Here is an 18,337-nt window from a genome sequence, read left to right on the forward strand (position 1 = left end):
GGGGCCTAGGTGGCCTCGGAGTCGTACGGCGGCGCCTCGCCGACGGCGAGCGGCACCACCGGGGCCCGGGTGCCGCCGGGCAGGCCCACCGACACCGCCGCCGCGGTCGCGCCGGCCATGGCCGCCGAGACGGGCTTGGTCGAGCTCCCGCCCGCCGGCGGGTCGAGCAGGGCGTCGCGGATGATGCGGCGCGGGTCGTACTGGCGCGGGTCGAGCTTCTGCCACTCGACGTCGTCGAACTCGGGGCCCATCTCGCTGCGCATGCGGTCCTTCGCGCCGTCGGCCATGGTGCGGACCGTGCGGACGAGCTGGGCGAGCTTGGAGGCGTAGTGCGGCAGCCGCTCCGGGCCCAGCAGGAAGACCGCGAGCACCCCGATGACGAGGAGCTTGTCGAAGGTCAGACCGAACATGGACATGCATGCACGATAACGTCATCGCCCCGAGGGCCAGCCCCTAGACTCGTCAGTCGAAGGAGGCGGTGTGTCGCAGATCGAGTCGAGCTGGAAGTTCGCGGAGGAGCTCGTCTCCGAGAGCGACCCCGTCGCCGCCGCACGACAGCACTCCCTCGAGCTCGGGGTCGAGCCCGTCTCCCCCGCCGTCGGCGCGCAGCTCGCCGTCGCCGCCGCGAGCTCGTCGGCGACGAGCATCATCGAGATCGGCACCGGCGTCGGCGTCAGCGGCCTCTGGCTGCTCGAGGGGGCCCCGCGCGCGACCCTGACGTCCATCGACCGCGAGGTCGACCACCAGCAGGCCGCCCGCGACGCCTACCTCTCCGCCGGCGTGCCCGCGGCGCGCTTCCGCCTGATCACGGGGCGGACGGCCGACGTGCTGCCCCGGATGAACGAGAACTCGTACGACATCGTCTTCGTCGACGCCGACCCCGCGGCCGTCATCGAGAACGTCGAGCACGGCCTCCGGCTCGCCCGGCCCGGCGGCCTCGTGCTCGTGGCGCACGCGCTCTGGCACGGCGCCGTGGCGAACCCGGCACGGCGCGACCCCGTGACCACGGGCTTCCGCACGCTGCTCACCGAGGTCTCCACCTCCCCCGCGGTGATCAGCTCGCTGTCGACCGCGGGCGACGGCCTGCTGCAGCTCGTCAAGCGCTGACGCGACCCGCGTCGTCGACCCGGCCCGCGCCTCCCCGGGGTCGGCGGCACCGCCGACGGCTTCACCCTGCGCGTCGCCCGCTCGCCGGGAGCCGGGTCAGGGGCGGGAGGGCTGCCGGGGCCCGGGCGCACGACGACGCCCCGGTGGTCGGGTGACCACCGGGGCGTCGTACGCGGCGCAGCCCTCAGGCTGCAGGACGTCGCTGACTAGGCGTCCACGACGCTGGCGAGGGCGTCGTGCAGCTCTTTGGCTTCGTCGTCGTTGACCGACACCACGAGACGGCCGCCACCTTCGAGCGGAACCCGCACGATGATGAGACGGCCCTCTTTCACAGCTTCCATAGGGCCGTCGCCGGTCCTCGGCTTCATGGCTGCCATCAGATAGTCCCCTTTCGCAAAGATGCAACTGCCATTATCCGTGTTTTCGCGGCCCAGACCTAAACAGCCCTGCCGGAGGCGCGGATCACGGCGGCGTCCAGTCGTAGCCGTCCACCCACCAGCAGAGGTCGAGCCACACCCACTGGCCCACCACGCAGGCGACCACGAGGGCGATCCGGTACGCCCGGGAGCGCGGCAGGGCGAGGGCGCCCACCAGCGGGAAGAGCGGCATCAGCAGGCGGAACGTGCTCGACTGCGGGAAGAACACCGCCAGCAGGTAGAGCGCGTAGGCCACCGACCAGAGGCGCAGGTCGACCCCCAGCCGTCGGCCGGCCGGGCTCAGCAGCAGCACGGCGAGGGCGACCACGGAGATCACCAGCACGGCCACCCCCGCACCGCCCGGCAGCCACCAGTTCGCGCCCTCGATCCACGGGGCGAACGGCACGAGCGGGCCGTAGCCGACGTAGGGCGCGCGCCAGGCCAGCTCGGTCTCGGCGTAGGCGTTCGGCACGCCGGTGACGAGCCCGGCGACGACCGGCCAGGCCACGCCGAGCAGCGCCGTGACGACGGCCGTGACCGAGGCCTCGACCGCCTCCCGGCGGGGGAACGGCTCGCGTCGACGCACCCACCAGCGGTGCACGACGTGCAGGCCCACCGCGAAGGCCAGGGCGAGGGCACCCGGCCGGGTGAACGACAGGACGGCGACGACCGGGAGCATCGCGAGGTAGCGCCGCTCGACGAGCAGCAGCAGCGACGCACAGAGCAGCAGGAGGAAGAGCGGCTCGGCGTACGCGACCTGGAGCAGCGGCGACAGCGGCGCGACGCAGAAGAGCACGACGCCGAAGAGCGCGGTGCCCTCGGGCAGGACGTGGCGCAGCAGCCGGTGCAGCAGGAGGGCGGTGCCGGCCGCGGCGAGCACCGAGACCACGACGGCCGTCGGCGCGAAGCCCGCGCCGGTCAGCTCCGTGAGCCCCCGCACGAGCAGCGGGTAGACGGGCATGAACGCCCACGCGCTCTCGCCCACGTGGCCGTCGGCCGTGACGGGCACCGTCGACGGGTAGCCGACGGCCGAGATGATGTAGTACCAGTGGCCGTCCCAGATGGAGGCGAAGCTCGCGTAGTCGGGGCTCGCCAGCGTCCACGCGTTGGCGCCCTGGCGGGCCGCGAACGAGAGCAGCAGCGCCGTGCTGACGACGCGGGAGAGCGCGAAGACCACCAGGACCTTCGCCCACCAGGGCAGCAGCCGCCAGCGCACGAGCACCTGCCGGGGCGTCGTGGGGAGGCGACCGCGGGGCGCGCGACGGGCCGCGGCGGCCACCGCGGCCGAGCCGTGGGCCCGGCCCGAGGTCGTCAGGCCGTCAGCCACGCCCGCAGTCCGCGCTCGTTGTCGAGGATCTGCTGGACGGGCACGCGCTCGTCGTCGTGGTGGGCGAGGAGGGGGTCGCCCGGGCCGTAGTTCACGGCGGGGACGCCGAGGGCCGAGAACCGCGCGACGTCCGTCCAGCCGAACTTCGGCGTCGCCTCGCCGCCGACCGCGGCGAGGAACTGCTGGGCGAGGGGCGCGTCGAGGCCGGGGCGCGCGCCGGGGGCGAGGTCGACGATCGTCACGTCGAACCCGGCGAAGAGCTCGGTGACGTGGGCGACGGCCTCGTCGGTGCTGCGGCTCGGCGCGAAGCGGTAGTTGACGTGCACCATGCACTCGTCGGGGATGACGTTGCCGGCCACCCCGCCGGTGATGCCGACGGCGTTGAGGCCCTCGCGGTAGACGAGCCCGTCGACCTCGACCTCGCGCGGCTCGTAGGCCGCGAGCAGGTCGAGGACGGGAGCGGCGGCGTGGATGGCGTTCGAGCCGACCCACGACCGGGCGCTGTGCGACCGCCGCCCGAAGGTACGGACCTCCGCCCGGAGGTTGCCGTTGCAGCCGCCCTCGACCTTGCTCGCGGTCGGCTCGCCGAGCACGGCGAAGTCGGCCTCGAGCAGCTCGGGGCGCCGTCGGGCCAGCCGGCCGAGGCCGTTCAGGGCGTCCGAGACCTCTTCGTGGTCGTACCAGACCCAGGTCACGTCGACCGAGGGCTCGGTGAGCTCGACGGCGAGCCGGAGGTGCACGGCGCTGCCGGCCTTCATGTCGACGGTGCCGCGGCCCCAGAGGTGCTCGACGCCGTCGTCGTCGGTCTCGTAGCGCGTGGGCAGGTTGTCGTTGAGGGGCACGGTGTCGATGTGGCCGGCGATCACGACCCGGTGCTCGCGCCCCAGGGTCGTCCTGGCGACGATCGCGTCGCCGTCGCGGGTCAGCTCGAGGTGGTCGAGCCCCTCGAGGGTGGCCCAGATCGCGTCGACGACGGCCTTCTCGTCGCCCGAGACGGACTCGATGTCGCAGAGCTGACGGGTGACGTCCACGGGCGAGACGCTGAGGTCGATCTTCGGCATGACGCCGAGTGTACGGGGCCCGCCCTGCGGCTCGTCCTACGATCGGTGCATGACCAACGACGCCTCCGCGCCCACGCACGCCCACGGCTACGGGCTGGCCACCGTCTCGTCCGACGGCACCACCCTCGACACGTGGTTCCCCGCCCCCTCGCTCGGGCGCCTGCCCGCCGACCGCGACCCTGAGATCGTGCCCGCCGAGATCTCGGCCGCCGCCGGGCCGGACGCCCGCCGGGCCGTCGACCTCGTGCCGGCGACCGTCGAGATCGACCTGAGCGCGCCTCCCGCGTCGACCCCCGACGCGTACCTCCGCCTCCACCTGCTCAGCCACCTGCTCGTCGAGCCGAACACCATCTCGCTCGAGGGGCTCTTCGCGCACCTGCCCATCGTCGTCTGGACGAACGCGGGCCCCGTGCACCCCGACGACTTCTCGCGCCTGCGGGCGACGCTGCAGCGGGCCGGCATCGGCACGACGGGCATCGACAAGTTCCCGCGCATGCTCGACTACGTGATGCCCGACCGCGTGCGCATCGCCGACGCCTCGCGCGTGCGCCTCGGCGCGCACCTCGCCCCGGGCACGACCGTCATGCACGAGGGCTTCGTCAACTTCAACGCGGGCACGCTCGGGGCCTCGATGGTCGAGGGCCGCATCTCGCAGGGCGTCGTCGTCGGCGACGGGTCCGACATCGGAGGCGGCGCCTCCATCATGGGGACGCTCTCGGGCGGCGGCACCCAGCGCGTCACCATCGGCCAGCGCGCGCTGCTCGGCGCGAACGCCGGCATCGGCATCGCCATCGGCGACGACACCGTCGTCGAGGCGGGCCTCTACGTCACGGCCGGCACGAAGGTGGTCGTCGTCGGCGGCACGCCGACGTCGGACGGCCGCCCGCAGACGGTCAAGGCCGTCGAGCTCTCGGGCCGGCCCGGGCTGCTCTTCCGCCGCAACTCGGTCACGGGCGCGGTCGAGGTGCTGGCGCGCAAGGGCCACGGCGTGACCCTCAACTCGCAGCTGCACGCGTAGCACCGGCCGGCGGCTTGGCACCGGGGCGCCGCCGGGCNTTTCCTGGCCGCTGCTGTTCCGGCTCCGCCCTGTCGGTGTCGTGGATGATGTCTCAGGCGCCGCGCGGCAACGTCGGTGAGTCGATCCTTGCTCGCCTGCTCGCCCCGCACCGCGACATTGCTCGCAAGCGCGTGACCATGCTCTACCGCCCGATCGACCCGGCCCGGGCCGCGGCGATCGTCGAGGCCGACAAGCGTGACGCCGAGTTCATCGTCGGCTCGTCCCGCCGGCCGACCGGCCGCTCGCGGAAGGACGCCCTGGCGGCGTTCGCGAACGAGTCGGAGGAGTCCGGCGGCGCGGGACTTGTGAACTTCGGCATGGTCGTCACGGCGACCGTCGAAGACCCGGCAACGATCGAAGACGCGCGCGCCGCGATCGACAGCCTCTCCGCTCAGGCTCGCATCCGGCTGCGGCCGGTATATGGGTCCCAGGACTTCACCTTCGTGGCAGGCCTGCCCCTCGGCGTGGTGCTCCCTCGGCACCTGGCCATCCCGCACGACATCCGCGACCAGCTTTAATGCGCGACCAGCTCTGATGAGCGACCACACGGAAGGGACTACCGATGCCCGCGCTTGACCAGGGGACCCGTCGGGTCACCAGGAAGCGAGCCAAGACGCTCACCCCCGCCGAGGCCGAGGCGAAGTCCGAGTCGAACCTTCGAGAGGCCGGAGACGTTCTACGGCTCGGCCGACGAATTCGTACGAGAGTTTCTGATCGTCACCTACCGCCGCGAGGTCAGCCCCAAGGGAGAATTCCGCTGGGACCCCCAGTGGTGGATGCACCCTGAAGCTGTGGCCAGGCTCGACTCTCTCTGGCGCTCCTGGGAGCACTTCCGAGGCGACCCCGCAACCGGGATGAGCGTCTGGTGGCGCGACCACGCAGATCACCACATGGGCGTCCTCCTGAGCCCCGTCGGACCTTTCGCGAAGTCGTCCGCGACGTCGGAGCCGGGGGATCCCCTGCCGTACACAGCCCCGCCCCCCGGCCTATTCGTCCGTGTAAGCGACCTCAGTGACTAATTCCACGATGGCCACAGAGCGTCTTCCTGAGACGCTGAGGTTCCTGCCTGATACCGGGTTAGCGCTGGCGTTGGCATGTGGCCTCCTCTTGGACCAGCTCGCAGGACACCAGAGACGAGAAACAACGATTCCAAGAGTGGCTTGCTTCCACCGGGCGTTGTAGTCCCTGTCAATAGAGACTTAGCCCCCTGCTTTCGCTGGGTGGCGCACTACTCCGTAGCCATTAAGTGCAACAGTTCCTCCGTGCGCGGTACCCACAAAGTCCGATCCGATTCCGATCGTGATGACTCCTCCCGTGATGAGGCTAAATACTCCCCCCTTTATGCCCTTATTGAGATTTAGAGCTCCAGCAACGCTCAAAATGGAGAGCTTTCTAGGAGCCGCATCCACAGACACTGCTGTGAGCGGACGGGTCCCGTGCGCCTGACTAGCGGCCGTTGTGTAAATGGTCAGGTCAGCAGCAAGCTCGAACGACGCGGCGCCGAGATCTACGGATGCACAACCGCTACTTGCTTGCGTGGCGTTTACAACCGTCTTGGTAGTAATACGTACCGGCGCGCTGGCATCAATGAAAGGAAGGGCACAGGCACTCATGGTGTCGACAAATGCCGGATTGGCACTCTTTAGGGCCGTCACAATCTGCGCTCGGAAGTCCTTCCAAGACATTGTCGAGGTCGGCACAACGACGCTTGGCTTAGTAGGAGCCGCCGGGGTAACGACAGTCGTGTCGTTGACTGTGAGGGTTCCACCAACCAGCGTGGCAAAAGATGTTGACGAATTTGCGATCGAGGCCGTGGTCCTTGAATTGGCATCGCCGTCAACTCGAGCCGTTGTGTCTTGGGCTGTGACGACTCCTACGGATCGCACGTCCCCCTCGACTGCCGAGTATCGAGCCAACGTGACAGAGCCTCCTGCGATTACATTTCCTGCAACTGCGCAGTCCGTGCCCACGCTGACATTTCCGGTGGCGATGATGCTGCCGGAGTATCTGTCACCCGACGCGCAAGTGAAACTGCCCTTGACCCAAACGTCCCCCGCAACGGACTCATAGCCAGAGGAAGTGACACGTGAGTCGGCGGAAAGGACTGCTGCTGGGGCTGTCGTGGTGGAAACAGCCGTACCTAGCGGAGACATCCCGAACGCATTGCCGGCACGGACACTAAAGGTTGACTTCGTTCCAAGTGGTAGCTGCCTTTGGACCCAAGTGAGTACAGGCCCAACGTTTGCCGAAGCACCGAAGCTGTCGACGATGACACCATTCGCGTCCAGGACCTGGTAAATCGTGGCTGTCGGGTCTGACGGCCAGCTGAGGGACACAGAATCCGCAGTGGGCACCGCGGTCAAGGCAGTCACCCTCGACGGCACGGCGCCGGTAGATGCAACGACCGTTACCTTCTCCGATAAAATGTGACCGACACCTTCCGCCGTCACCGCCTTCATCTGGACGTCATATGTACCAGCCGCGGGAAAGACTGTCTGCACCTCGGGAGTTGCCGTCGTCAAGTCCCACTGCCCCACCGGCGTTCCCGTGCCGAAGTTCCACACGTACTCAGTTGCCGTATTTTGGAGGTCCGGATACGAGTCAACAGCGGAAAATTGCACAGGCTGGCCAGCCGTTGCCCCAGGACTTCTCGACATGGTGACCTGTGGTCGTGCCGCCGCCGCTGCTCCAGCCCGGGTAATGGCGTCAGAGCCCGTAAAGACGGCGCCACCTGTGGCCTCTGTCAAGGCGGACATATCTGATTCAGCCGAAGAAGTATCCTGCGCGCTGGGTGCGGATTGGCGCGATTGCCTACCGACAGGGTCCAAAATGCCTGTCTTGAGGTCGGCCTGAAATACGGAAACACCCGCTTCTTTGGCATCAGATATCAGTTCAGGCATATATTCACTCTTTGGCGCCGTGCTTGATACAAAGACAAGGGTTTTAGGTTCCTGCCAACCCCTCAACCAATGGATACCGTTCGTGACCATGTTGCGCACGTCAGTATCAGTGGATGTAACCAGGGTGTATTGCGTCACGTCACTGCGAACACTCAGGAAAAGTTCTTTGTAACCTTCCTTACTTGCATAGCCGGTACCGTATCCAGCGACAGTATTGCCTCGCTCGTCCGTACTTTCCGGATTCATGACAATGTCAAGCTGGAAAATTGCGTTCGCATTCTTGGTAGAAATTGCATCAGCCGCTGCGATAACCGAGTCCACGGCCTGCCCAATGTCGGCGATAAAATCTCCGGCATTTATGACAAAGGAATAAACGTCTGCAGTGCCCAGTTCGGGTGTATCGATACCTGTTAGGCCCATTTGTTGCGCAAGAAGGGCCGTGTCTCGCTGTACATTCTGAATACCAGTGGTGTGTGGCTCAAATGGATCTGTTATGCCATGCGCAAGGTAGTAATCACGAAGGTACTGAACATCTCGGTACGGTTTCCCATCTGGTCCAATGGCCGTGGAATTACAGACAGGGTCTGCACCATTGCAAATGGACACAGCATTATTGAATCCATCCTGCTCCCATATGCCGCGACGATTAAACAAACCGTGATGATACGGATCGTATGTGCCAACATTAGCAATCTTATCGTCTGCATTAAACCATGGATCGCCGTAAATAAACACGCCTCCGATGGAGGCCTTGTCGCTCGGGCTCAACTTGTATGAAGCGATATTCAGCGCTTCTCCGCCCTGCGAGTAACCAGCGAGTATGATTCTCGAGTTGGGGCAGGAAGTTCTATTTGTAGATATTTGCTGCTGAAAAGCGGCCGCTCCCTCCGCTACTGACTTCCTATACTTTTTTCCGATAGGGAGAAGTGCGGTGATGGCCGTGGCAATGGCCGAGAGACTGCCAGAAATGGGGACGGCAGGGTAAACAACCCCCTCTGCTCTCATCGTCAAGCCTTCTTCTTCGACCCGTTGCTTGATTCCCTGATAAAGGCCATCGAGCTTGGTGCCAACACCGCTTGCCGGCGCATTCGCGGGCTCTCCTGAGCCCCTCGCGCCGAGAAAGACCCAGTCTGTACAGTCGGCAGCTTGTGCAGGACCGGCAACCAGGAGCGACGAGAATACGACTGCAGCCACAGCTGCAGCTACCGCTTTGTAGAACTTCAACTATTCCTCGTTCCGCGCCGCTGACCGGCACTATTCGACATAGAAAGCGATGAGCAGGCCCCCGCTTGACGGCACCCGAGTCTCTGCACCGTCAACCGTCTTGAAGGTTGCATTGGGCTCGAACTCTTCGAACCGAGCCCAGGCAGTAAGTCCGTCTTTCTGGGGCATTGACCAGTAGCTCGGACTCGATAAAACAAATCCCTCTGAGGTTAGGTGCCTCTCGAGGTCGGACCGCAGGTTTGGCGAGGACGCAAACAGATATGCCTGCGTCGGTGGCGGCCCAGTTGTGTTGCGCTCCTGCCCGTAGCTGTCAGAAGCCACGATGGTGGAGAAAGATTCGACATCTAGATCATCCGTGACGGTCCTAAGCCGCGACGTCGCGCCCGTGGAGCATCCCGAAAGTACAAGCGAAAGCCCTAGAACTATGACAACCGCTGCTTGCTTTCTACTTTTCCGCACCCATCCCCCAAACTTGGAGCAAGCTTGGCATCAGCTGAGGTCGTCGAGGTACCCCCCAAACGAGAACTCAGCCCAGGGCGGGACTATACGACCCTCGAACGCCGTGCACAGGCATCTCTCTTGGTCGTCGTGGCTCTTCTGAGTCACGTCCGTTGGTGCGATCCCCAGCGTGCGGACCTTCTCCAGGGCCTTGAGCGCGACGGCTGGAGGGTCTTGCTGGGCGACCGCGTTGCGGCACGCCTTGGTCACCGCTCCGGTCATTACCGATCGACCTGGCGGGACATGTTCCGAACCGGCAAACCGCCGATAATATCTATTGTGTCCGATTGGTTGAAGCAGCTGCCGCCAAGTTCGCTAGGCAGACTGACCACGCACACGCACACGCACAGGCACAGGCACAGGCACAGGCACCACTAGACCCCCGACATGACGGCGTCTTGAGTGGTGGAGGGAGACTCAAGCATCGACCGGACACGGTTTCTGTTACCTCGAACCGGAACGTAAATCGTTCTGCCGCTTGAGCGGGTTTCGATAAGAAGCTGATGCGATATCAGGTGCGTGATCACGGCACTCACCAGTGATTTGTACTCAGGCGCCAGTCCTCTCACCAGGGCACTTTCTTTTCGGCCACCTCCTGACTGGATGTAGACCTTTTTCAGAATTGTCAGCAGGACCTTCTGGGCAGGACGTAGACCCGGCATCCCCAAGATCCCACGCGTTGTTTTCGATGAGGGGTCGAAGGCTTCGAAGTCACAACTGGTGAACCGACCGGCCGGTAGGGCGGTAGCCGATGCGGCTCCTAGCACTGTCCCAATCATGCATCGATCGAAGTGAGGGACGGGAAGCTCGCCGTCATACTCAGTCAGGTCCAAGGTGCCAATAATGCACTCGTGAAATGTCAGCGATCCAAAATCGGTATCAGCTTCCGCAAGGGTGAAAACTGGGATCTCGAGCATTGCGAAATCGAGTACACCAAGCTTGGACACTCCAAGCTCCGCGCTCAGGGTTACAAGGTCCAACACGAGCGCATCCGCGCCCCCGCGAGCCTGGAGTCGCTTGGCGGCCGCATTGCATTGCGAACCAGTTAGACCGAGCGCATTGGCTTGTGTAGTGGCCACCTGGACGCCAAGGCGACCGAGTGGCACGAATGCGGTTGCATTGGATTCCAACGTGTCATCTTGACCATGGGCATAACGAACGATGTCGCCAGCCCTGGCCGCGTCAAGGAGCGATCCGTCAATGAAGAATCGGGAGCCGTCAGTCGCATCTTCGATGCCAAGACCCGGAAGGCGCTGGAGCACCTGATATGACCCCTCGTCCGGAGGACTTCCGGCAACCCCCTCGAAGGCCAACGACAGATCAGCCGGCCTAATCGGCCCCTGACCGCTACCTCGACTACGAGCGAGGCTCGCAAGTCTCTCGAGAACTCGACGGATGGTTAGCCCGTCCATCCCATGCTCGATGCGCGCTTCTCGTTCACATATTTTTTCGAGAAGGAACTCCCACCCCCGAGCAGCTTCTGGCACGCCACCGTCGGCCAAGACCGCAAGTGCACCTGCACTCGCCAAGTGCCCGAGCAAGAGCGGATGATTTGGCAGCCAGTCGGGCAATTGACCGTCCCAATCCTGCTGCGAGAGGTACGTCTGCATCTGCTCGTCGGTGAACTCGTCGGTGTAAAGCAGCTCATGCCGACGGTCACGAAGGCCCAGCGACGTGGACATCTCGGCCTCTGAGTCGAAGAAATGACGGCGGCCAGTGATCATCAGACCCGCACTGGCCGGAGTCTCTTCTACGAAGCGACGGACCAGCTCCACAGATCCCCGCCTGATCTCTTTGAGGTCGGGTGTGCGGCCTCGCCAACCGCTGGCTGCAATCTCGTCAAATCCGTCGAGTAGAAGGTGGACCCGCCCTGCGCGCCAGGCGCGAACGAGCTTCGTTGGGGACTCGAAACCAAGCTTGGAAGCATGGCGGCGAATTGCTTCGTCGGTTTCTGTTTGCCCCTGATGATCACGGAGGTTAAGTGAGACAGGGAAGGGTGCCAGAGAGTCCCTGAAGTGTGCCTTCCTCAGACTGTTGTGCACCTCGCGAAGCGACATGCTTTTGCCCGCTCCGAAGTCACCCATTACAACGACAGTTTTGCCGGCCGAGACTTGCTCGACGATGTGCCCGATTGATTGGGTACTGCCAGTAGCCGTTCGCGAACTAGCTGAAATAAACCCTAGAGGGACGTACCGCTCGAGTTCAGTGGTGCTGTTTGTCTCCGGATTTCGTGCGCTGCCAAACGGGTACTGGGAACGCGCCTCAAGGTAGTCGCGAGAATCAATGAGCTGCGATCGCAGCTGAGCAAGGCTGCAGGAAACTATGGGGCCATGCAATGCGTTGATCGCATCGCGCTGCTGAGCGGTGGGATCGTCACGAGTAACAAAGTAGCCCTTGACCGCCTTGAATTTGTGCTGGGCGGCCAAGCGCTCGCACATCTCCTCAAGCTTCTTACCGTCCTTCTCAGCCTTCTCGAGGGTACGGCTGGTGGTCGCTTCGATCGCAACGACTACGTCATCGCCCTCAATCACCGCACCCTTTCTCTTCCAGCCACAAAGGTGGCACCCTGGTGGGGGCGATGTGGGGCGAAAATCATGCGGGCGCTGCGAAGCACCTCTTGTTCGAATGCTTCGTCTTCGGCGCGGCTCTCCGGGGAACGTCCCATGGATAGAAGCTATCGGCGAATACTCCCATTACGTGAAAGCAGTTCGCATTTCGGAGCACAGATGACGCCAGCCAGCTCCAACACGCCGGACCTCGTGTTCGCCTCTTGAGAAGGTGCCACACAAGAACGCCGCCCCGTAAGGCGGCGTTCTTCTTTCAAGACCCAGCGACCCGCTCAGGTCTTTGCTGGTCGTCTGCTCAAGAGTCCGCTGATCACCGCTGTGAGAACAAATCCGGCGAGCAATTTCTTCTGGAAGGCTCTCGCCATCTTCTTCGCTGAGGCCGCCTCTGCGGCCTTCGCGCTTACGGCCGCCGCTTTGGATGCAGTTGCTGCCTTTGCGTCCTTCGCAGCCTTGGCTGACTTCATTGCCAGCCAACCAAAGATGCTGATGAGTAGGAAGACCAGCAGGAACGCGGCTCCCGCTGCCGTATACGACATAGGACCCAACTTTCCAGTAAACCCGCCTTGCTCGAAGCGTGCCACCGCACCGGAACCACCCAAGACAGCGCCGGTCAAAGCAAGGCACTTTCCGACGAAGTCTGTCGTCTTGCCGCAGGTGGTCTCAGACGAGTGCGACACGGCCCGGAGGACAGAGCCCACTGCTACTACGAGACCAGCCACTGCGAGGTAAATGATGAGTGTGCGGTCGAATGCGGCCTGTGCGATCTGCGCCTCAATTTCTTTCCGAAGCGGAACATCCGTACCTGCTGCTGCAAGTCGTGCAGAGAAGTCGTTCTCGAGGCTGGTAACACCGCCTGTCCAATTTTTTTCCCGCCTGGGACGACGTGCAGGGCCGGCGCAATAGCGGCAAGAGCCACGCCTGCACCGCGCCAGAGCTTTAGAGCAGTTGGTCCACTTTCCCCTCTCATCGACCTCGCTCCCCACGCTCGCGCTGGGTCCCCATCGCACGGGTGCCAGCCTTGCGGGCTTTGGCGGCCCCGCGGGTCGTGGTCACAGCCGAGCGTGGGTGCTTGGCGTTGGACACGTCCGCGCCGTACTGGGCCTGCACGGCTGCCGGTGCGACGTTCTGCGCGGCCATCTCAGACGCGTGACTGTCACGGCGATTGGTGCTGTTCCAGGCGTTGAGGCTCGCGCCGCGATTCTCGGAGCCGACAGCGCGCTCCTCGGTGGCCTTCTCGAGCTTCAGCCCGACCCTCGTGTTGCGGTCGATCTTGGCCTCCGAACTGCGGAGGTGATCGAGGTCGGGGGCGTCTCCCTCAGTGCGGTCCTCGAGGCGGTCATTGCTGTCCTGGGTGGCGCGCTCGTGGCGGCCGAGGGCGTCGCGGACGATGCTGGCCTCGGCAGCAGCATCACGGCTCCCGAGGCGGAGGCCATGCCGGCGGGCTTGGGCTTCACCTGGTGCTTGCGGAGCTGACCACTGCGGGCAAGCACACGGGAGGCGTCCGCGAGCGGTCCCGGGATCTCTTCGACACCGAGCAACTGGACACGCTGCTGGCTACGATGACGCTCGAACTCTCGACCACCTGGATACGGAGTCAGCACGCAGCCCCGCCTAACTGAGGCTTACTAGATCCCCATCGGGTAGTGAACCGATGGGCGGCCAGTCCTGGCCGGCGTCAAGGTCACGGCGGCCAGCAGAACAAAGAAGCACCCGGAGGCCGCGGCCTCCGGGTGCTTCTTCTTCGCTTGGCTCATCTGCCGCCGGCATGCGACGACTCGCGCGAGAGCACGACTGGATGCCGCACCCACTGTGTCCGACCAAGAATCTGGGAAGGTCCCCGTCGTCGTGCGGGCGGGAGGCGCGGGCTAGCGGGCAGGCCAGTCGCGCTGGGTCTCGCCCAGGTACAGCTGCTGCGGGCGGCCGATCTTCGTCGTCGGGTCGCCGTTCATCTCGCGCCAGTGAGCGATCCAGCCCGGCAGGCGACCGATGGCGAAGAGCACCGTGAACATGCGGGGCGGGAAGCCCATGGCCTTGTAGATGACCCCGGTGTAGAAGTCGACGTTCGGGTAGAGCTTCCGCTCGACGAAGTAGTCGTCGGCGAGGGCGATCGCCTCGAGCTCCATCGCGATGTCGAGCAGGTCGTCCTTCACGCCGAGCGCCTCGAGCACCTCGGTGGCGCTCTCCTTCACGAGCTTGGCGCGCGGGTCGTAGTTCTTGTAGACCCGGTGGCCGAAGCCCATCAGCTTGACGCCCTCCTCCTTGTTCTTCACGCGCTCGACGAAGCGCTCGACGCCCTGGCCGCTGGCCTTGATCTCGGCGAGCATCGTCAGCACGGCCTCGTTGGCGCCGCCGTGCAGCGGCCCGTAGAGGGCGCTGATGCCGGCCGAGATCGACGAGAACATGTTCGCCTGCGTCGAGCCGACGAGGCGGACGGTCGACGTCGACGCGTTCTGCTCGTGGTCCTCGTGGAGGATGAGGAGGCGCTCGAGGGCCTTCGAGAGGACGGGGTTGACCTGGTACGGCTCGGCCATCGTGCCGAAGTTGAGCTTGAGGAAGTTGTCGACGAAGCTCAGCGAGTTGTCGGGGTAGAGGAACGCCTGGCCCAGGCTCTTCTTGTGCGCGTAGGCCGCGATGACCGGCAGCTTCGCGAGCAGCCGGACGGTCTGCAGCTCGATCTGCAGCGGGTCGGTCACGCTCATCGAGCCCTCGTAGAAGGTGCCGAGGGCGCCCACGGCGCTCGAGAGCACCGACATCGGGTGCGCGTTGTGCGGCAGGGCGTCGAAGAAGCGCCGCAGGTCTTCGTGCAGCAGCGTGTGGCGGCGGATACGAGCGTCGAAGTCGGCCAGCTCGTCGGGGGTGGGCAGCTCGCCGTAGATCAGCAGCCAGGCCGTCTCGAGGTAGGTCGAGTGCTCCGCGACCTGCTCGATCGGATAGCCCCGGTAGCGCAGGATGCCCTGGTCACCGTCGATGTAGGTGATCTTCGAGCGGGCGTTGCTGGTGTTCACGAAGCCCGTGTCGAGCGTCGTGTAGCCGGTCTGCTTGGTGAACGTCGAGATGTCGATCGACGAGGCACCCTCGGTGCTCGGCACGATCGGGAACTCGGCTGTTCCCCCCGGGAACTGCAGCGTGGCCTTCTGGGCGTCGTTGGCAGTAGTCACCCTGTCACCCTAGCGGTCGGGCCGTCGGGCGTCAGGTCGTCGGCGTCAGCTGTCGGGAGTCGGCCGTCGGGCGTCAGGCGGTGAGGCGCTCGACCGCGGCGTCGATGCGCTCGTCGGTCGTCGTCAGGGCCACGCGCACGTGCCGCCCGCCGTCGACGCCGTAGAACGTGCCCGGCGCGACGAGCACGCCCCGCTCGGCCAGCCAGGCGACGCTGGCCTCCGCCGGCTCGTCGCGGGTGGCCCAGAGGTAGAGGCCCGCCTCGCTGCGGTCGATGCGGAAGCCGGCCGCCCGGAGCGCGGGGGCGAGCCGGTCGCGGCGGGAGCGGTAGAGCTCCTTCTGTGCCGCGACGTGGGCCTCGTCGCCGAGCGCTGTGCGCATGGCCTCCTGCACGGGGGCCGGCGGCATCAGCCCGGCGTGCTTGCGCACGGAGAGCAGCTGCTGCACGACGGCGGCGTCGCCGGCCACGAACCCCGCGCGGTACCCCGCGAGGTTCGACTGCTTGCTGAGGCTGTAGACGCTGAGCACGCCCTCGCGGCTCTCGCCGACGACGCGGGGGTCGAGGATGCTCGGCGTGGGGCGGTCCGCCCACTCGCCCTCCCAGCCCAGCTCGGCGTAGCACTCGTCGCCGGCGATCACGGCGCCGAGCTCACGGGCGCGCTCGACCGCGGCGCGGAGCTGCTCGACGTCGAGCACGGCGCCGTCGGGGTTGCCGGGGCTATTCAGCCAGACGAGCCGCGTCGACCGGGGCCACTCGGCCGGGTCGTCGGAGGCGAGCACGTCGGCGCCGACGAGCGCGGCGCCGAGGGCGTAGGTCGGGTAGGCGGCCCGCGGGTGCACGATCGTGTCGCCGCGGCCGAGGCCCAGCCACAGGGCGAGGCCCGCGATGAGCTCCTTCGAGCCGATGGTCGGCAGCACCTCGGCGTCGGTGAGGCCGGGCACGCCCCGGCGACGCTCGTACCACTCCGCGATGGCGGCGCGGAGGGCGGGGGTGCCGGCCACCTGCGGGTACGCATGCGCGTCGGTGGCGGCGACCAGCGCCTCCCTCACGACCTCGGGGGTCGGGTCGACCGGCGAGCCGACGGAGAGGTCGACGATGCCGCCCTCGTGGGCCCGCGCCGTCGCGGCGTGCGCGGCGAGGGAGTCCCAGGGGAAGTCGGGCAGGTCGAGCGCCACGGCCGGGCGCCTACTCGGCGGAGCCCTGGGGCGGCAGCACGGCGATCACGGGGTGGTCCTTCGCGATGACGCCGACCTTGGCCGCGCCGCCGGGCGAGCCGATCTCGTCGAAGAACTCGACGTTGGCCTTGTAGTAGTCGGCCCACTTGTCGGGCAGGTCGTCTTCGTAGTAGATGGCCTCGACGGGGCACACCGGCTCGCAGGCACCGCAGTCGACGCACTCGTCGGGGTGGATGTAGAGCGAGCGTTCGCCCTCGTAGATGCAGTCGACGGGGCATTCGTCGATGCAGGCACGGTCCTTGACATCGACACAGGGGAGGGCGATCACGTACGTCACGTCTGGGGGGTTCCCTTCGCGTCGGGCAGAGGTTCCATCCTATCCCCGAGCGGGCTGGACGCCGGAGGCGCGGGCGGCGTCGGCGCGCCCGTCGCGTCGCGGGGCGGCAGGGTCGGCCACGCGATCACGACCATGGCGATCAGCAGGGGCCCGAACGACCAGACGAGGCCGGCGAGGTTCGCCGGCACGAGCGCGGAGCCGCCGGCCCCGGGCTGGGAGAAGACGCCCGCCGTCAGCAGCAGCCCGAGCGCGGTCATCGTCGTGACCAGGCGGGAGCGGAAGACGAGGCGGAAGCCCACGAGCAGGGCGGCGGCCATCACGAGCGACAGGACGAGGCCGACGGGCGCGTCGACCCCCGCGACCGAGGTCGTGCCCTGGTGGGCGACCGTGCCGATCGCCCCGAAGACCACGCCCGCCGCGAGGGCCAGGGCCAGCGTGCCGAGGCGGCCGCCGAGGGTCATCTCGGCGAGCTCGGAGGTGGTGGCGGCCGCGTCGACCGTGCGCACCGGCTCGGGCACGGCCCGGAACGACTCGGTGTCGGGCAGCGGGTCGACGGCGCCGTGCGGGTACCGCACGCCCGCCCGGCCGCCCGGCAGGTCGACGACCTCGAGCTGCGTGCGGTAGCGGCGCAGCGCGGCCACGCGGCGCGGCGTCGTCGCCCGCACGTCGACCGTCGTCACCGTCGCGTCGGCCGCGAGCGCCTCGGCCTCGGCGCCCGTGGCCTGGTCGGCCCCGGCGACGACGGCGAAGAAGGGCACCTCGGCGAGGCGCGCGACGCGGACGGCCGCGCGGTTGGCGCGCACGTGGTCGGGGTGGTGGTAGCCGCCGTCCTCGTCGTAGCTGACGATCGCGGTGGGCCGCACGCTGTCGACGACGGCCTGCAGGTCGGAGACGATCTCGCCGAACTCGGCGGCGCAGAACGCCTGCGGGTGCAGGTCGGGCGTCGGCCCCGCGACGCCGTCGGAGCGCCACACCATGCCGCTGTCGCGGTACGCCCGCGACGGCAGGCCCGCGGTGCGGGCGGCCGGGTCGCCGAGGAACCGGTGGTCGCGCACGCCCAGCTCGCGGAGGGCCTCCGCGATCTCGCCCTCGCGGTGCACGGCCAGCCCCGCCTCGTCGCCGCGGAGGCGGGCGAGGTCGTCGGGCAGGACCTCGCCGAGCTCGCCGCGCGTGCAGGTCACGACCGTCACCTGGGCGCCGGAGTCGAGCAGGGAGGCGATGGTGCCGCCGGTCGTGATCGTCTCGTCGTCGGGGTGGGCGTGCACGAGCAGCACGTGCTCGCGGGCCGCGGGGCCGCTCGCGGGCGCGGTCGAGGAGGAGGCGCCGGGAGCCGGGCGGGGGTCGGCCGAGGCCGTGCCGGGAGGAGTCATCACTGGACAGGATATGCCGAGCGACACTAGGGTCGGTTCGCGCTGAGGCTGACATTAGTTAGGCAAGCCTCACCATACCGGTTCGTCCGGTCGGACCCGCATCGACGCGACGGCCCCCGTCGCCCCGACGGACCGGCCCGC

At 66.6% G+C, this 18,337-nt stretch carries 16 protein-coding genes and 1 pseudogene; 5 read left to right on the forward strand and 12 right to left on the reverse strand.

The window, feature by feature from the left end; genetic code table 11:
- Positions 1 to 5: 5 nt before the first annotated feature.
- Positions 6 to 410 (reverse strand): hypothetical protein, encoded by a 405-nt coding sequence (locus IFT45_RS00900; RefSeq protein ID WP_056056552.1) that lies wholly within the window; start codon positions 408 to 410, stop codon positions 6 to 8.
- A 70-nt stretch (positions 411 to 480) separates the two neighbouring features.
- Between IFT45_RS00900 and IFT45_RS00905 the strand changes: the two genes are divergently transcribed.
- A complete protein-coding gene (locus IFT45_RS00905) occupies positions 481 to 1,107 on the forward strand; it encodes an O-methyltransferase (protein WP_056056553.1) in 627 nt (208 codons plus the stop codon).
- 206 nt (positions 1,108 to 1,313) lie between these two features.
- Here IFT45_RS00905 and IFT45_RS00910 read toward each other — a convergent pair whose 3' ends face one another.
- From IFT45_RS00910 to dapE, 3 genes are all read right to left on the reverse strand, one after another.
- A complete protein-coding gene (locus IFT45_RS00910) occupies positions 1,314 to 1,484 on the reverse strand; it encodes a DUF3117 domain-containing protein (protein ID WP_082514530.1) in 171 nt (56 codons plus the stop codon).
- Between the two features lie 85 nt (positions 1,485 to 1,569).
- Positions 1,570 to 2,850 (reverse strand): hypothetical protein, encoded by a 1,281-nt coding sequence (locus tag IFT45_RS00915; protein ID WP_371810816.1) that lies wholly within the window; start codon positions 2,848 to 2,850, stop codon positions 1,570 to 1,572.
- Complete coding sequence (dapE, locus tag IFT45_RS00920) at positions 2,835 to 3,911, reverse strand: succinyl-diaminopimelate desuccinylase (protein ID WP_056056554.1); 1,077 nt, start codon at positions 3,909 to 3,911, stop codon at positions 2,835 to 2,837. Before dapE ends, IFT45_RS00915 begins: the two co-directional genes overlap by 16 nt.
- 49 nt (positions 3,912 to 3,960) lie before the next feature.
- Here dapE and dapD point away from each other — a divergent pair, with 49 nt between their 5' ends.
- The 3 genes and pseudogenes from dapD (at position 3,961) to IFT45_RS00935 (ending at position 5,987) form a co-directional block, all read left to right on the forward strand.
- Positions 3,961 to 4,929: a 2,3,4,5-tetrahydropyridine-2,6-dicarboxylate N-succinyltransferase gene (dapD, locus tag IFT45_RS00925; protein ID WP_192126222.1), complete on the forward strand. Its 969-nt coding sequence runs from the start codon at positions 3,961 to 3,963 to the stop codon at positions 4,927 to 4,929.
- Positions 4,930 to 4,967: 38 nt separating this feature from the next.
- Positions 4,968 to 5,486: pseudogene (locus tag IFT45_RS17650) on the forward strand (SCO6880 family protein); the annotation flags it as partial.
- A gap of 54 nt (positions 5,487 to 5,540) precedes the next feature.
- Positions 5,541 to 5,987 (forward strand): DUF4913 domain-containing protein, encoded by a 447-nt coding sequence (locus IFT45_RS00935; protein WP_192046093.1) that lies wholly within the window; start codon positions 5,541 to 5,543, stop codon positions 5,985 to 5,987.
- A gap of 180 nt (positions 5,988 to 6,167) precedes the next feature.
- Here IFT45_RS00935 and IFT45_RS00940 read toward each other — a convergent pair whose 3' ends face one another.
- The 4 genes from IFT45_RS00940 to IFT45_RS00955 all read right to left on the reverse strand — a co-directional run bounded on the left by IFT45_RS00940 (position 6,168) and on the right by IFT45_RS00955 (position 12,834).
- The gene (locus tag IFT45_RS00940; RefSeq protein ID WP_192126224.1) at positions 6,168 to 9,092 is read right to left on the reverse strand and encodes a cutinase family protein; all 2,925 of its coding nucleotides are present in this window, start codon (positions 9,090 to 9,092) and stop codon (positions 6,168 to 6,170) included.
- Positions 9,093 to 9,581: 489 nt separating this feature from the next.
- Positions 9,582 to 9,812, reverse strand: a complete 231-nt coding sequence (locus IFT45_RS00945) for a hypothetical protein (RefSeq protein WP_192126226.1) — start codon at positions 9,810 to 9,812, stop codon at positions 9,582 to 9,584.
- A gap of 152 nt (positions 9,813 to 9,964) precedes the next feature.
- The gene (locus tag IFT45_RS00950; RefSeq protein ID WP_192126228.1) at positions 9,965 to 12,121 is read right to left on the reverse strand and encodes an NACHT domain-containing protein; all 2,157 of its coding nucleotides are present in this window, start codon (positions 12,119 to 12,121) and stop codon (positions 9,965 to 9,967) included.
- A gap of 308 nt (positions 12,122 to 12,429) precedes the next feature.
- Positions 12,430 to 12,834, reverse strand: a complete 405-nt coding sequence (locus IFT45_RS00955) for a hypothetical protein (protein WP_192046097.1) — start codon at positions 12,832 to 12,834, stop codon at positions 12,430 to 12,432.
- Positions 12,835 to 13,303: 469 nt separating this feature from the next.
- On the opposite strand from IFT45_RS00955, the gene IFT45_RS00960 reads away from it, so the two are divergent.
- On the forward strand, positions 13,304 to 13,630 hold the full coding sequence (locus IFT45_RS00960) for a hypothetical protein (protein ID WP_192126230.1): 327 nt from the start codon (positions 13,304 to 13,306) through the stop codon (positions 13,628 to 13,630).
- 392 nt (positions 13,631 to 14,022) lie between these two features.
- Here the strand turns inward: IFT45_RS00960 and IFT45_RS00965 are convergent, their stop codons facing one another.
- The 4 genes from IFT45_RS00965 to IFT45_RS00980 all read right to left on the reverse strand — a co-directional run bounded on the left by IFT45_RS00965 (position 14,023) and on the right by IFT45_RS00980 (position 18,196).
- Complete coding sequence (locus IFT45_RS00965) at positions 14,023 to 15,315, reverse strand: citrate synthase (protein ID WP_192046098.1); 1,293 nt, start codon at positions 15,313 to 15,315, stop codon at positions 14,023 to 14,025.
- A 73-nt stretch (positions 15,316 to 15,388) separates the two neighbouring features.
- Positions 15,389 to 16,489, reverse strand: a complete 1,101-nt coding sequence (gene dapC, locus IFT45_RS00970; protein WP_192046099.1) for a succinyldiaminopimelate transaminase — start codon at positions 16,487 to 16,489, stop codon at positions 15,389 to 15,391.
- A 10-nt stretch (positions 16,490 to 16,499) separates the two neighbouring features.
- Complete coding sequence (fdxA, locus tag IFT45_RS00975; protein ID WP_056056561.1) at positions 16,500 to 16,826, reverse strand: ferredoxin; 327 nt, start codon at positions 16,824 to 16,826, stop codon at positions 16,500 to 16,502.
- Positions 16,823 to 18,196 (reverse strand): PIG-L family deacetylase, encoded by a 1,374-nt coding sequence (locus tag IFT45_RS00980; protein WP_244637610.1) that lies wholly within the window; start codon positions 18,194 to 18,196, stop codon positions 16,823 to 16,825. The genes fdxA and IFT45_RS00980 overlap by 4 nt, the downstream gene beginning before the upstream one ends.
- Between the last annotated feature and the right edge of the window lie 141 nt (positions 18,197 to 18,337).

It is taken from the genome of Frigoribacterium sp. CFBP 13707 (assembly GCF_014842245.1).
In the GTDB taxonomy this organism is placed as follows: domain Bacteria; phylum Actinomycetota; class Actinomycetes; order Actinomycetales; family Microbacteriaceae; genus Frigoribacterium; species Frigoribacterium endophyticum.